This window comes from Streptomyces reniochalinae, from assembly GCF_003323735.1.
Lineage (GTDB): Bacteria > Actinomycetota > Actinomycetes > Streptomycetales > Streptomycetaceae > Streptomyces > Streptomyces reniochalinae.
In genome coordinates this window covers 200,911-215,196 of the sequence record NZ_QOIM01000038.1, presented here as the reverse complement: position 1 = coordinate 215,196, position 14,286 = coordinate 200,911, and the positions used below count along the sequence as shown (strand labels likewise).

10 protein-coding genes are annotated in these 14,286 nt (G+C 73.1%); 7 read left to right on the top strand and 3 right to left on the bottom strand.

Annotated elements, in window-relative coordinates; genetic code table 11:
• Positions 1 to 31 precede the first annotated feature (31 nt).
• The 5 genes from DQ392_RS20430 (at position 32) to DQ392_RS20410 (ending at position 5,796) form a co-directional block, all read left to right on the top strand.
• Positions 32 to 628 (top strand): TetR/AcrR family transcriptional regulator, encoded by a 597-nt coding sequence (locus tag DQ392_RS20430; RefSeq protein ID WP_114017089.1) that lies wholly within the window; start codon positions 32 to 34, stop codon positions 626 to 628.
• A gap of 121 nt (positions 629 to 749) precedes the next feature.
• Positions 750 to 3,050 (top strand): MMPL family transporter, encoded by a 2,301-nt coding sequence (locus DQ392_RS20425; protein WP_114017088.1) that lies wholly within the window; start codon positions 750 to 752, stop codon positions 3,048 to 3,050.
• Between the two features lie 94 nt (positions 3,051 to 3,144).
• Positions 3,145 to 4,005, top strand: coding sequence for a hypothetical protein (locus DQ392_RS20420; RefSeq protein ID WP_114017087.1), 861 nt, complete (start codon positions 3,145 to 3,147; stop codon positions 4,003 to 4,005).
• 108 nt (positions 4,006 to 4,113) lie between these two features.
• The gene (locus DQ392_RS20415; protein ID WP_114017086.1) at positions 4,114 to 4,575 is read left to right on the top strand and encodes a hypothetical protein; all 462 of its coding nucleotides are present in this window, start codon (positions 4,114 to 4,116) and stop codon (positions 4,573 to 4,575) included.
• Between the two features lie 33 nt (positions 4,576 to 4,608).
• The gene (locus DQ392_RS20410) at positions 4,609 to 5,796 is read left to right on the top strand and encodes a glutathionylspermidine synthase family protein (protein ID WP_114017085.1); all 1,188 of its coding nucleotides are present in this window, start codon (positions 4,609 to 4,611) and stop codon (positions 5,794 to 5,796) included.
• Positions 5,797 to 5,937: 141 nt separating this feature from the next.
• Here DQ392_RS20410 and DQ392_RS20405 read toward each other — a convergent pair whose 3' ends face one another.
• From DQ392_RS20405 to DQ392_RS20395, 3 genes are all read right to left on the bottom strand, one after another.
• Complete coding sequence (locus tag DQ392_RS20405; protein ID WP_114017084.1) at positions 5,938 to 6,402, bottom strand: PPOX class F420-dependent oxidoreductase; 465 nt, start codon at positions 6,400 to 6,402, stop codon at positions 5,938 to 5,940.
• A 61-nt stretch (positions 6,403 to 6,463) separates the two neighbouring features.
• On the bottom strand, positions 6,464 to 7,354 hold the full coding sequence (locus DQ392_RS20400; protein WP_114017083.1) for a zinc ribbon domain-containing protein: 891 nt from the start codon (positions 7,352 to 7,354) through the stop codon (positions 6,464 to 6,466).
• Between the two features lie 27 nt (positions 7,355 to 7,381).
• Positions 7,382 to 9,823 (bottom strand): ATP-binding SpoIIE family protein phosphatase, encoded by a 2,442-nt coding sequence (locus DQ392_RS20395; RefSeq protein WP_147266554.1) that lies wholly within the window; start codon positions 9,821 to 9,823, stop codon positions 7,382 to 7,384.
• Positions 9,824 to 10,115: 292 nt separating this feature from the next.
• On the opposite strand from DQ392_RS20395, the gene DQ392_RS20390 reads away from it, so the two are divergent.
• Both DQ392_RS20390 and DQ392_RS20385 read left to right on the top strand, forming a co-directional pair.
• Complete coding sequence (locus DQ392_RS20390; protein WP_114017081.1) at positions 10,116 to 13,241, top strand: endo-alpha-N-acetylgalactosaminidase family protein; 3,126 nt, start codon at positions 10,116 to 10,118, stop codon at positions 13,239 to 13,241.
• Between the two features lie 113 nt (positions 13,242 to 13,354).
• A complete protein-coding gene (locus tag DQ392_RS20385) occupies positions 13,355 to 14,254 on the top strand; it encodes a helix-turn-helix domain-containing protein (protein WP_114017315.1) in 900 nt (299 codons plus the stop codon).
• Positions 14,255 to 14,286 lie beyond the last annotated feature (32 nt).

Genomic DNA, 14,286 nt, shown 5'->3' with positions numbered 1-14,286 from the left:
GAAACCGTTTCGTACTGCTGGAGGTGCCGGAATGACGTCCGTGGCAGCGACGCGGCGCAGCAGAATCACTCCGGAGCGCGAGGCGGAGCTCTACGGCGCCGTGCTCCAACTGCTGCGCGAGGTGGGGTACGACGCGCTCACCATGGACGCCGTCGCCACCGCTACGCACTCCAGCAAGGCCACCCTCTACCGGCAGTGGGGCAGCAAGCCCGAGCTCGTCGCCCGCGCGCTCAAGCACGGGAGACCTGGCGCCGCGCGAGGTGTCGCCGACACGGGCTCGCTGCGCGGTGACCTCAGGGACGCCATCGTGCACGCGTTCGACGACTGCCGGATCGAACAGGACGCCGCGCTCATGCGCGGTGTGGGCCGCGCGGCCCACGACAGCCCCGAGCTGCTCAGAGCCCTGCGCGAGCTGCTGATCGAACCGAGCATCGCCGACCTGCACGTGATGCTCGACCGGGCGGTGGAGCGGGGCGAGATCCGCTCCGACAACCCCGCTCTCGATTTCGTGCCGCACATGCTCGTCGGCGCGCTGATCAGCCGCGAACTGATCGAAGGACTCGCGGCAACCCAGGACTTCCTGGCCACCTACCTCGACGCCGTCGTGCTGCCCGCACTGCGCGCCTGAAGCCGGCACACCCCCTCTCCTTCCTCTCTCCACCAGCTCCACCCGCACCCAGGGCCCCGCGCGTCCAGCGACGTGCGCGCCGGCGCCTCGCGGGTCCCTCATCACCTCTGGAGTTCCACCCGTGGCAACCTTCCTCTCCCGCCTGGGGCGGCTCGCCTTCCGGCGGCGCGGCATCGTCGTGCTGCTGTGGGTGGCGTTGCTCGCGATAGCGGGGGCGGGCGCCGCCAGCGCGCCGCCCGCCGCCTCCACCTCCTTCTCGATTCCGGGCACCGAGGCCCAGAAGGCCTTCGACCTGCTGGACCAGCGCTTCCCCGGTGCCAACGCCGACGGCGCCACCGCGCGCGTCGTCTTCGACGCACCCAAGGGCGAGAAGATCACCGACCCGGCCAACAAGGCCGCGGTCCAGGACGCCGTCGCCGCGCTGAAGTCCGGGTCCGACGAGGTGGCCAGGGTCATCGACCCGTTCACCGGCAAGGCCGTCAGCAAGGACGGCGAGACCGCCTACATCTCGGTCAACTACAAGGTCAGCTCGATGGAGCTGTCCGACGACACCCGCGACGCGCTCGAGAAGACCGGTGAGCAGGCGCGGGACGGCGGCATGACGGTGGAGATCGGCGGTGACGCGCTGAGCACCATCCCGACGACGGGCGCCGGCGAGGTCATCGGCGTGGTGGTCGCCGCCGTCGTCCTGGTCGTCACCTTCGGCTCGCTGGTCGCCGCCGGACTTCCGCTGCTGACCGCGCTGATCGGCGTGGGCATCGGTGTCTCCACGATCACCGCGCTCGCCAGTGTGATGGACCTGGGCTCCACCACCTCCATTCTGGCCATGATGATCGGCCTGGCGGTCGGCATCGACTACGCGCTGTTCGTCGTCTCCCGCTACCGCGCCGAACTCCACGAGGGCCGCGCGCGGGAGGAGGCCGCGGGGCGGGCCGTCGGCACGGCGGGCTCCGCGGTGGTCTTCGCCGGTCTGACGGTCATCATCGCGCTGGTCGGGCTGGCGGTCGTCAACATCCCGATGCTCACCAAGATGGGCGTCGCGGCGGCCGGAACCGTCGCCATCGCCGTGCTGGTGGCCCTCACGCTGATCCCCGCTTTGCTGGGCTTCGCCGGGAGCCGCATCGTCGGCCGCAAGGCACGCAAGCAGGCACGCGAGCAGGCAGGGGAGGCCGGCGTACAGGCCGCGCAGACCGCGCAGGCAGCCGACCCGGGGGAGCAGGCCGGGAAGCCGCCGGCCAGGGAGCCTGCCGGCACCCGCTGGGCGCGGTTCGTCCAGCGGCGCCCCGTCGCCGTGCTGCTGGCCGGCGTGGTGGGCCTCGGCGTGATCGCCCTGCCGGCCACCTCCCTCGAACTCGGCCTGCCCGACGACGGGTCGAAGCCGACGGACACCACCCAGCGCAAGGCCTACGACCTGCTGTCGGACGGCTTCGGGCCCGGCTTCAACGGCCCCCTGATGACCGTGATAGACGCCCGGGGCAGCGACGATCCCAAGGCCGCCGTCGACCACACCGTGCGGGAGCTGTCCCGGCTGGACGGCATCGCGGGGGTGGCCGAGCCGCAGTTCAACAAGGCGGGCGACACGGCGATGGTCACCGTCGTCCCCGACTCGCACCCGTCCTCGACGCAGACCCAGGACCTGGTGCACGACATCCGCGACACGGGTGCCGAACTGAGCCCCAAGACGGGCGCCGACGTCCTGGTCACCGGGTCGACGGCGATGAACATCGACGTCTCGCAGAAGCTGAACGACGCGCTGCTGCCCTACCTGGCGCTGGTGGTCGGCCTGGCGTTCCTGCTGCTGATGGTCGTCTTCCGCTCCGTGCTGGTGCCGTTGAAGGCCGCGCTGGGCTTCCTGCTGTCCGTCGTCGCCGCGCTCGGCGCCGTGGTCGCGGTCTTCCAGTGGGGCTGGCTCGGCGGACTGTTCGGCGTGGAGCAGACAGGCCCGGTCATGTCGATGATGCCGATCTTCATGGTGGGTGTGGTCTTCGGCCTCGCGATGGACTACGAGGTCTTCCTGGTGACCCGGATGCGGGAGGCCTATGCCCACGGGGAGTCGGCGCGGGAGGCGGTGGTGACCGGGTTCCGGCACGGCGCGCGGGTCGTCACCGCGGCCGCCGTCATCATGATCGCCGTCTTCTCCGGGTTCATCGGCTCCAGCGACTCGATGGTGAAGATGATCGGTTTCGGCCTCGCCGTGGCCGTCTTCTTCGACGCGTTCGTCGTCCGCATGGCGCTGGTGCCCGCCGTCCTCAACCTGCTGGACCGGCGCGCCTGGTGGCTGCCGCGCTGGCTCGCCAGGGTCCTGCCCACCGTCGACGTCGAGGGCGAGAAGCTCCGCGACGACCCCGGCGCCGCCGCGCTGCCGGGCCAGGGCGGCGCGAGCCCCCGCGACGAGGAGGCGGAGCCCGCCACGCGGAGGTGAGCGGTCGCCTTCCCCCGGCGTGACGGGGGCGGAACCGGGCCGGACGCGGCCCGATTCCGCCCCCGTTCGCGGTGCGGGGGGCCAGGATGGACCCATGGATGTGGCCGATCTCGTTCTCCGGTACGTCGAGGCCGTGGTCTGGCCCGTGGTGACGCTCGTGGTCGCCTGGTGCCTGCGCGACTACCTGCGCGAGGCGTTCGCGCGGATGACGCGGATCGAGACCCCCGCCGGGGCCATCGAGTTTGAGGCGGAGGCCCGGCAACTGCGCGAACTCGCCGAGCAGATGGACCGGCAGACCCCCGATGCGCAGACACCCCCACCAGGACCCGCACCGTACGGGATCCCTCCGGCCACCTGGCCGTACCAGCAGCCTCCCCCAGCAGGGGACTCGTACCAGCAGGCTCCGTCCCCCGCATACCCTTCCCCCTACCAGCAGCCCCTGCCGCCGGGGGGCTCGTACCCGCCCCGGCAGCCCCCGGCCCCCCGTCCCTCTCCGGGACCCGGCCACGACGGCGCGTCGCGGCGGGAACCGGCGCAGGAAACGGTGCCGGTGCCGGTTCCGGCGGCGGACACGACCGGCTACGGGAGCCCGCGGTACCCGCAGCCGTCGCCGCCCACGGCGGGCGAGCTCCCGGCGGCGGCGGACTTCCGGGACTCCTGGGCGATCGTCGACGCCTCGCCCGTCGGGGCGTTGGCGGCGGCCTGGGCGGCGCTGAGCGCGGGACTCGACGCCGTACTGCCGCGGCTGCCCGATCCGCGTGCCGACCGCGGGTCTCCCGCGCTGCTGCGGCAGCGGCTGGACCTCGCCGGCGTCGCGCCCGGGGCCCTCGCCGTCTACGACGGCCTGCGCCGCCTGCGCGACGCGGCGGTCGACGACGGCGCTCCCGTCAGTGCAAGCGCCGCACGCCACTTCCTCGCCGGATGCGAACGCGTACTCGGTCAAGTGCGCAGGTAGCGGCCGTACCGGACGAGCGGGACGGGAGGAGGCGGGGGACCGGGCACGGCGCGGGGCACGGACTATGGTGGGCGCGTCGTGTCGATTCAGTCGTACGTAGGGGGACCCATGACCGTCATACCGGACGCGCACAGCGCCGAAGAGAACACACCGGCGCCGACCGCGCACAACAGCGCGGCCCGGGGCAAGCGGCGCAAGCTGCGCTCCTCGACCGTGGTGCTCGGCAGCATGGGTGCCCTCGCGGTGGCCTTGTCCGGATACACCTCGGAGCCCGACAAGCGCTGCGTCGACCCCGACAGTTACGACGCCGTGCGCGGCTACCGCATCCTGCCGCCGAGCCAGTGCGAGACCTCGGCGGCCACGCGGCAGGCGGCCTTCCCCGCCGCCGCGGAAGGCCGCACCGCCGAAGGGGTGGGCACGGCCTGGTACTACGGCGGTCGCGAGAAGGACGAGCGGGCGAAGGACGGCACCTTCGTCCACGCCGCGGCCGTCGAGCGGGCCGGCTTCGGCTGCGACGACGATGACGACGGGTACGGCAGCAGCAGCAGCGGTGGCGGGTACGGCGGCTGAACCGGGCGCGCGGCGCACGACGAGAGGGCCGGCATGGACCGCCACACCATCACCCCTCGTCCCGGCTGGCGGGAGACCGTCGAGGAACAGGGCTGCATCTATCCGCTGACGCGGTACCCCGACGGCTCCTTCCGCCCCTACTGGGACGAGAGCGCCTACTACTCCTTCACGCTGCCCGAGGTCGAAGCCCTCGAGGAGGTCGTCGAGGAACTCCACGCCATGTGTCTGCGGGCAGCCGCGTACATCGTCGAGGAGAACAGGTTCGCCGACCTGGGCATCACACAGCCGGCGCTGGTCGACCGGGTCGCCGAGGCCTGGCGGCGGCGCGACGAGGTGCCCAGCCTCTACGGCAGGTTCGACCTGCGCTACGACGGGCGGGGCGAGCCCGCCAAGCTGCTGGAGTACAACGCGGACACGCCGACCTCGCTGGTGGAGGCCGCCTCCCCGCAGTGGTTCTGGATGGAGGAGCGCTTCCCCGGAGCCGACCAGTGGAACTCCCTGCACGAGCGGCTCGTCGAGGTCTGGAAGAAGCAGGCGGCGCTGCTGCCGCCGGGCGCACCCGTCCACTTCGCCCACTCGGCCCGCGACGAGCTGGGCGAGGACCTGATGACCGTCGCCTACCTCCAGGAGACGGCCGAACAGGCCGGCCTGGAGACGGTGGCGATACCGGTGGAGGAGATCGGCTGGGACCGGCTCTCGGGCCGGTTCGTCGACCAGCGGCTGAAGTTCGTCCGGGCCTGCTTCAAGCTCTACCCGTGGGAGTGGCTGGCCTCCGACCGGTTCGGCCGCCACGTGCTGGAGACCCTCGACAACGGGGGCGGCACCGGCACGACTCTGTGGATCGAGCCGGCCTGGAAGATGCTGCTGTCCAACAAGGCGCTCCTGGCGATCCTGTGGGAGCTGTATCCCGGCCACCCGAACCTGCTGCCGGCCTACCTGGACGGTCCGCGGGGACTGGCCGGCACGTCCGGCTGGGCGGCCAAGCCCCTGCTGGGCCGCGAGGGCGCGGGCGTCACGCTGCACGAGCCCGGCAGCGCTTTGTCGGTGCGGGACGAACCGTGCTGCTACCAGGCGCTGTGCCCGCTGCCCGCGTTCGACGGCAACCGCACGGTGCTCGGCACCTGGGTCGTCGACGGCGAGGCCGCGGGGCTCGGCATCCGCGAGTCGGCGGGGCCGGTGACGGACGAGTACGCGCGCTTCGTGCCGCACATCATCCGCTGAGACGGGGCCGGCTCCGCCGAGACGGGGCCGGACCCGCTGAGACGGGGCCGGCGGTGCCCGTCGGTCCTTGAGACGGCGGGCCCCGTTCAGCCGCGGGCCCCGGCCTTCCGCGGCCTTCCCCGGCCGGTTCGCCGCCCGTGGTCAGCCGGCGAGCCGGGCGGGGAACCCGCCCGTGGCGATCGGCCCCCACTGCCGGGGAGTCACCCGGATCAGCGACTTGCCCTGCTCGCGCATGGCCGCGCGGTACTCGTCCCAGTCCGGGTGCTCGCCCGAGATCGCCCGGTAGTACTCGACCAGCGGCTCCAGGGCCTCCGGCAGGTCCAGCACCTCGGCGTCGCCGTCGACCTGCACCCACGGCCCGTTCCACTCGTCCGAGAGCACCAGGACGCTCACCCGGGCCTCGCGGCGCGCGTTGCGGGTCTTGGCGCGCTCCGGGTAGGTCGAGACGACGATCCGTCCCGCCGCGTCCACCCCGCACGTGAGCGGCGAAGCCTGCGGCGCCCCGTCCTTGCGCCGCGTCAGCAGGATCGCCCGGTGGCGGGGCCGCACGAACTCCAGCAGCCCGTCGAGATCGACCTGTGTGGTGGTGGCAACGGAAGGACTCATACCCCCGAACCTACGCCATGCGGACCCTCCGCCGAGAGTTTTCAGACCCCGCCGGATCACCTCACGTGTCGCACGTCCACACCGCGCCGCACAGGCCGCACCGCGCCCGCACCCGCCCCCGCGCGGGCACCCGCAACCGCACCCGGCAGGTGGGGCAGGGGAAGGACACCCGCACACCGGAGCCGTCGGCCTCGAAGGCGTACCCGCCGCCGTCCGGGCCGCCGCCCGGCTCCCCGCGCCGCCGCTCGCGCACGTACCGGCGCCGCTCCCACCACGGCGCAGCCGCCAGTGGCGGTACCGCCTCGTCGCGTTCGGCCAGCGCGCGCCCTCGCACGTACGCCTCGTAGGCCTGCGGGCTGGTGAACCAGACGGCGGGGTCCTCACCGCACAGCCGTGCCCGCTTGGCGAGGACGTAGCCGAACTCCTCGGGTGTGAGGTAGCCCAGCTTCTGGGAGGTGAGGGCGTCCTGCCGGAAGGCGTCCAGCAGCAGCCATCCCGCGCCGAGATAGGTGGCGGCAGTGTCGGTGAGGATCTCGTTGTCGCGGGTGCCGGGGAAGGCGAGGCCGAGGCGGTGCAGCCACACATGGGTGACCTCGTGGGCGAGGGCCGCGCCGATGTCGCCGCGGTGCCGCTTGAAGCGGTCGTTGAGTTCCACGAAGTACTCCGGCCCCGCGCTCAGTTCGACGTTCGCGGCGTGCGTCATCTCGCGGAAGGAGACGATGACCCGCGCCGCCGGCAGCCGCAGGTGCCCGACCATCACACCGGCGACGCGCTGCACCCCCGGATACAGGTCGTCGGTGTCGGAGAAGGCGACGTCGCCGGGTGCGACGCTCAGGCCGAAGCCGCGCACACCGTCGGCGGACAGCCGCCGGTAGAGCGCCGTGATCGCCGCGCGCACCGTCTCCAGGTGCGGGAAGCCGCGCTCGACGCGGTCGGCCACCGAACCACTCATCGCACACCCCCAGCGCGCGGCCCGTGGTCACGATAGCGCGAGCGGGCCGCCTGCGGCCCGGCCGTCTCCCAGCTCCTGTTCGGTCCAGATCGTCTTGCCGCGGTCGCCGTAGCGGCTGCCCCAGCGGTGGGCGAGCTGGGCGACCAGGAAGAGCCCGCGGCCGCCCTCGTCCGTGGTCAGGGCGCGGCGCAGCCGTGGCTGGGTGTTGCTGGGGTCGGAGACCTCGCACACCAGGACGTGGTCGCGGATCAGGCGCAGGCTGACAGGACCGCCCGCGTAGCGGATGGCGTTGGTGACCAGTTCGCTGACGATGAGTTCGGTGGTGAACGACTCCTCCACAAGACCCCACGCCTCCAATTGGGCGCTCACGTCCTCGCGGGCGGCCTGGACGGCGGCCGGATCGGCGGGGTACTCCCAGGAGGCGGTGTCGGTCCCGGGCACGGCCCTGGTGCGGGCAAGCAGCACGGTGACGTCGTCGTCGGGGTGCTCCGCGCTCGGGTGGCGGCGGATCAACTCGGCGCTGACCTGGTCGAGCGGCTTGTGGGCGTCCTCGGCGCGCAGCCCGGGGGCCGGGCGGCAGAGCTTCTCCAGGTCCTCCAGCAGCCTGGCCATGCCGGCTTCCGGGTCGTGGCCGACCAGCCCGTCCGTGTAGAGGGCGAGCACGCTGCCCGGCGGCAGCCGCACGCTGGTCACCTCGAACGGATTGTCGCCGACGCCCAGCAGCGGCCCCGGCGTCAGGTCCAGGAAGCTGACCGTGCCGTCGGGCAGGACCACGGCGGGCGGCGGGTGTCCCGCGCTGGCCATCCTGCACTCCTGGCTGACCGGGTCGTAGACGGCGAACAGGCACGAGGCGCCGACGCTGTCGGGGTGGTCGGCCTCGGCCTTCATCCGCTGCACGAGGTCGTCCAGGCAGGTCAGCAGCTCCTCGGGCGGCAGGTCGAGATCGGCGAGGGTCTGCACGGCGGTGCGGGCCCGCGCCATGGTCGCGGTCGCCTGGAGCCCGTGGCCGATGACGTCGCCGACGACCAGCGCGATCCGCAGCGAGGACAGGGGGAAGGCGTCGAACCAGTCGCCGCCCACGCTGGCGCCGCCGCCGGCCGGCAGGTAGGAGCCCGCCGTCTCGGCCGCCGAGCTCTCGGTGGCAGCGGGCGGCAGGAGGCTGCGTTGCAGGACGAGCGCGGTGCGGTGCTCGCGGGTGTACCGGAAGGCGTTGTCCAGCGCCCCGGCCGTCCGGTGGCACATGTCCTGGAGAAACCGCACGTCGTCGTAGTCGAACGGCTTGGGGTCCCGCGTGCGGTACACCTGGACGTAGCCGAAGAAGCGGCCGCCGTGGTAGAGCGGGCAGCCCAGCGAGTCCCGCATCCCCTCGGGCACCAGCCGCGCGATCAGTTCCGGATCGTGGTCCAGGATCTCCCGCGCCGTCCCCGGGCCCGCGGCGAGCACCTCCCCGACGATCTTCCCGGCGGTCTGCGGGCCCTCGGGGGTGTTCGGCACTGCCTCGCCGACCTGCACCAGCGCGCCCGGCCACTGTCCGTCCGCGGCCTTCACCGCGACCCTCCGCGCCGCCGAGGCCTCCTGCCCCGGGTAGCCGAGCGGTGGATCGCGGCCCTGCAACACGTCATCGGGGAAGTCGACGCTGGCCAGGTCGCCGAGGTCGGGGACCAGCACCTGGGCCAGGTCGCGGGCGCTGTGCACCACGTCCAGGGAGGAGCCGAGGTGGAAGGCGCGCTCGTAGGCCTTGCCGAGGCGGCGGCGGGCGCGCTGCCGCGGGGTGACCTCGCGCGCGGTGACGACGACACCGAGCGGCTCGCCGAGCGGCCCGTCCACCCGCAGGCAGGTGAGGAAGAGCCCCACCTCCGAGCCGGGCGGCCCCAGCCCGTACTCGGAGGCGGCGACGACCGTCCCGCTCTCCGCGACCTGCGCCAACGCCTCCCGCGCGACGCCGTCCCCCTCGACGCTGGGCAGCCTGGTCAGCCAGTCGTCCGCCGCTCCCTCGGGCCGCAGCTCCTCGAACGCGGCGTTGGTGCGCACCACCTGTAGCCCCATGTCGAACTGGGCCACGGGCACCCGCTCCTGTTCGAGCAGGGCGCGGACCAGCGTCGGACCTGGCGCGGGACCCGGGCCCACGTCCTCGGGCACGGCCACCGCCAGCGTCCCCGGCGCCCCGTCGGCCGCCAGCAGCCGTACGGTCACCGGGACGAGATGCCCGGCCCTGTGGCGCAGCCGCAGCCTGCGGGTGGCCTCCGCCTCCCGGGAGCCGGCCGCGGCGTGCGGCCCGACCAGGGTGGGCGCGTCGGTGGCGACCAGGTCACGCCCCGGGGTGCCGGTGACCTCCTCGCCGCTCCAGCCCAGCAGCCGCCCCGCTGCCTGTGACCACCAGGTGATACGTCCGTCCTCGTCCACCAGGGCGGCCGCGACGCCGTCGAAGCCGGGACCCTCGTCCGGGGACTCCTGGGCGGGAGGCTCCACGTCACTCCTTAGTGATCGGCCGGGCGCGGACGGTCGCACGCCGGAGACCAGGTTCCTCAGCGTCTCCCAGCAGCATGCACCCGCACGCGCCGCGGGGCACCTCCAGCCGCCCGGAACGTTCCCGCCACCCGCCGGCAGCGCCCGTCACCCCGCCCCCGTGCGGGGGCCGCGCCGCGGACTCGTGACGCAAGTCCAACAACCTCCCCACGCTTGTCCATGGGCAAGCTTGCACGAGGTCACCAAGGGTGGGTCGGCGAAGACCGGTGGCGGACCCGAGTGGAGGAGCACAACCATGACGAGCGGCGAAGCGAGCGCGGGCGTCACCCGCAGAGCGGTGGTGGCGGCGGGCGCCGTGGCGGGGGCCGGCACGGCGCTGGGCACCATCGCGGTGGCCCCGGCCCGCGCGGACGCGAAGAAGAAGCCCGCGACGCACACCCTGCGCACGCCCGACCTCGACGTGCGCGTCGATACGGCCTTTCCCCGCATCGTCGACTACACCGACCGCGCGACGGGCACCACCCTGCACGCCCAGGCGGAGGCCGTCACGACGCTCCTGGTCGACGGCGAGGAACACACCCCCGAGGTGACCAGCACACCCGGCGGCGACCGGATCACCTACACCCTCACCCTTCAGACCGGCACCGCGCTCACCGTCCGCATCGAGGCCGAGGGCCGCCGCGTCCACTGGCGCGTCACCCGCGTGGCGGAAGCCCCGGAAGGGCGGGTGGGCACCCTCGAACTCCCCGGGCTCGCCTTCTTGTCGATGCGCTCCGACCAGCAGCCTGACCCCGTCGTCCACACGGCCCGCGTCGAACTCGATAAGGCCGAGAGCGGCGACACCCTCATCGAGCTGACCGGCGAGACCGCCACCGACGACGCACCGGTCGGCTGCGCCTACGCCGTCGTGGCGACGGGCGAGCTGGCCGCGGCGATCGAGACGAACACCAGCTACGACAAGCCGTCCGAGACCGAGGGCGCCGACTGGGACAACGGGCGCCTGTGGCGGCAGACCGTCGCGGTGGGCGACGCCCGCAGCACCCGGCTGACCTGCGGCCAGTGGACGCACCGCGCCGCGACCGCCGCAGCGGACCAGACCGAGCCGCTGCCCTACGTCACCGTCGTCGTCACCGGCGACCGCAACGGTGACGGCGTCGCCGACTGGCAGGACGCGGCCATCGCGATGCGCGAGATCATGATCGACCCGCTCGGCGCGGACGAACAGCACCTGCGGGTGATCCCGCACATCCCGTTCAACTTCGCCAGCCTGGCCACCAACCCGTTCCTGAGCACGCTCGACCACGTCAAGCGCATCCACCTGGCCACCGACGGGCTGCGCCAGTTCACCCTCCTCAAGGGCTACCAGTCCGAGGGCCACGACTCGGCGCACCCGGACTACGCGGGCAACTACAACCACCGCGCGGGCGGCCTGGCCGACCTCAACACCCTGCTGCGCAAGGGCAGGAAGTGGAACACCGACTTCGCGGTCCACGTCAACGTCACCGAGTCCTACCCGGTGGCCCACGCCTTCTCCGAGAAGCTCGTCGACAAGAACAACGAGCAGTGGGACTGGCTCGACCAGTCCTACCGCATCGACCAGCGCCGCGACCTGGTCTCCGGGGACGTCATCGCCCGCTTCAAGAACCTGCGCGACGACACCGACAAGGGGCTGACCTCCCTCTACATCGACGTCTTCCGCGAATCGGGGTGGACCTCGGACCGGCTCCAGCGCGCCTTCCGCGACCAGGGCTGGAACGTGGCCACCGAGTGGGGCCACGGCTTCGAGCGCTCGGCGCTGTGGTCGCACTGGGCCACGGAGACCGACTACGGCGCCGACACCTCGCGCGGCATCAACTCCCGCCTCATCCGCTTCATCCGCAACCACCAGAAGGACGTGTTCGCCGACAAGTGGCCCACCCTGCTGGGCGCGGCCCGTATGGGCAACTACGAGGGCTGGCGCGGCAAGACCGACTGGCACGCCTTCTACAAGCTGATCTGGACGCACAGCCTCCCCGCCAAATACCTCCAGGCCAGGCCGATCCGCTCCTGGTCCGAGCACGAGATCACCTTCGAGGGCGAGGAGGCCACCGCCGTCACCGACACCGGCGGCAAGCGCCGTATCACCACCGACGGACGGCAGGTCTACGACGACGGCGTCTACCTGCTGCCGTGGGAGCCGCGCAAGGCCACGGAACCGGCCAAGCTCTACCACTACAACCCGGGCGGCGGCCGCACCACCTGGCGGCTGCCCGCGGGCTGGAAGCACACCCGCACGGTCCACGTGTACCCGCTGACCTGGCGCGGGCGGGGCGAACCCGTCGAAGCCACCGTCTCGGGCGGCCGGGTCACCCTGGACGCCGAGGCCGGGGTGCCCTACGTCGTCCACCGCAGGCCGGCCCCCGCCCAGCCGAAGCCGCACTGGGGCGAGGGCACCCCCCTGACCGACCCCGGCTTCCACTCCGGCGGCCTGGCGGCCTGGACGGTCACGGGAAAGGCCAAGGTCGAGGTCAGCGAGCGCGGTGACCCCGAACTCCTCCTCGCACCCGGCGGCGAGGCGTCCGTCAGCCAGCGCATGTCCCGCCTCGAACCCGGCACCTACGCCGCCTCCGTCCAGGTACAGGTCGGCGACGAGGCGGGGGAGCGGCGCCGCGCCGCGCTCACCGTGCGCACCGCCGACGGCGTCACCGCCGAGAACTGGACGGACACCTCCACCGCCACCAACCAGGTCGCCGCCGACCTCAAGCAGGGCACCCGCTTCCAGCGGATGACGACCTGGTTCACGGTGCCCGAAGGCGGCGGTCCGGTCACTCTCGCCCTGACGGCGGGGAAGGGCGAGGTACCGGTCCGCTTCGACCACGTACGCGTCGTCGCCGGCACCCCTCCCCAGGCTGCGCGGCAAGGCGCCTCCGAGCGGCACACGACCCTGGCGCGGGAGGACTTCGAGCACGTGCCGCAGGGCTGGGGCCCGTTCGTCAAGGGCGACGCGGGGGGCTCCACCGACCCGCGCACCCACATCGCCCAGCGGCACGCCCCCTACACGCAGCGCGGCTGGAACGGCAAGGCCATCGACGACGTGATCGACGGGAGCGAGTCCCTCAAGTCCCGCGGTGAGAACACCGGGCTCGTCTACCGCACCGTCCCCCACACCGTCCGCTTCGAGGCGGGAAAGACCTACCGGGTCTCCTTCCGGTACGAGAACGAGAAGGAGGACCAGTACGCGTGGATCACCGGCGTGGACACCCCCGGTGCCAAGGAACTCCAGCGCGAGCCGCTGCCGGTCGCCACTCGCCCCGCCACGCTCACCTACGAGTTCACCGCCCCCGGGGAGGGACAGGCATGGGTCGGGCTGCGCAAGGTCGGCGACGACGGCAAGGCCGAGTTCGCGCTGGACACCTTCACCGTCAGCGAGGTGACCGACTGACCGCCCCCGTCTCCCCCCACGACCGGTGACCGGCCAGGGGCGACCACCGTACGCTGCTCCCTGAGCGAGTGAGGGGAGCGCGTGCGGTGACCGAGCACCGGTACCAGTCCTGGATGCGGTACTTCACCCCCGGGCCCGTTCACCACCGACTCGGCCTGGTCTGCCTCGGCGTCGGGATGCAGCACGGCGCGCTGCCCCCCGTGGGACCGCGCGTCCTCGACCACCACGTCGCCATCGTCATCAGCGCGGGGCGCGGCTGGTGCGACATCCCCGGCACCGCCGAGGGGCGCAAGGATCCCGGGGGCCACCGCCACGACGTGGTGGCCCCCGCGCTGCTGTGGATCACCCCGGGGGTGCCGCACCACTTCGGCGCCGACCCCGAGGAGGGCTGGGACGAGAGCTTCGTCGACTTCACGGGCTCCGCCCTGACCGCCTACACCGAACTGGGCTGCATCGAACCCGGCCGCCCCCTCGTCCCCCTCAGCGACGCCGGACCCGCCCGCGCCGCCATCGCCCGTGTCGCCCGCGCCGCCCGCCCCGGCAACCCGCTGCTGGAGATCGAGGCCGCCGCGGCCGTCCACGAACTCCTCGTCGCGCTGCGCCGCTCCCGCGCCGACACCACCGCAGACGGCGCACCCGTCCTCCAGGCCCTGGCCCGCGACGCCTTCCTGCCCCTGTCGGTCGCCGAACACGCCGCCCGCCACGGCATGACCGCCGCCGAACTGCGCACCGCCGTACGCCGCAGCGCCGGATGCAGCCCCAAGGACTACCTCCTGGGCATCCGTCTGGGCCGCGCCAAGGAACTGCTGGCCGGCACCGACCTGCCCGTCTCCACGGTCGCCCGCCGCGTCGGCTACGACGACCCCGCCTACTTCTCCCGCCTGTTCACCCGCCGCGTCGGCGCCCCCCCCGTCCACTTCCGCGCCACCCAGTCCCGCACCGTCCCCGGCGGCTACGCCTCCCACGTCCCCGACCCCGACCATCCACCGATGCTCCCGCGGATCGGCTCCTGACCGGCCGCCCCGTGCCTGCGCCTGACCCGGCC

Bases quoted from the DNA above. Each gene is read 5' to 3' on its own strand.
- DQ392_RS20430 (WP_114017089.1), top strand. From the start codon at position 32: ATGACGTCCGTGGCAGCGACGCGGCGCAGCAGAATCACTCCGGAGCGC.
- DQ392_RS20420 (WP_114017087.1), top strand. From the start codon at position 3,145: ATGGATGTGGCCGATCTCGTTCTCCGGTACGTCGAGGCCGTGGTCTGG.
- DQ392_RS20415 (WP_114017086.1), top strand. From the start codon at position 4,114: ATGACCGTCATACCGGACGCGCACAGCGCCGAAGAGAACACACCGGCG.
- DQ392_RS20410 (WP_114017085.1), top strand. From the start codon at position 4,609: ATGGACCGCCACACCATCACCCCTCGTCCCGGCTGGCGGGAGACCGTC.
- DQ392_RS20405 (WP_114017084.1), bottom strand. From the start codon at position 6,402: ATGAGTCCTTCCGTTGCCACCACCACACAGGTCGATCTCGACGGGCTG.
- DQ392_RS20400 (WP_114017083.1), bottom strand. From the start codon at position 7,354: ATGAGTGGTTCGGTGGCCGACCGCGTCGAGCGCGGCTTCCCGCACCTG.
- DQ392_RS20390 (WP_114017081.1), top strand. From the start codon at position 10,116: ATGACGAGCGGCGAAGCGAGCGCGGGCGTCACCCGCAGAGCGGTGGTG.
- DQ392_RS20385 (WP_114017315.1), top strand. From the start codon at position 13,355: ATGCGGTACTTCACCCCCGGGCCCGTTCACCACCGACTCGGCCTGGTC.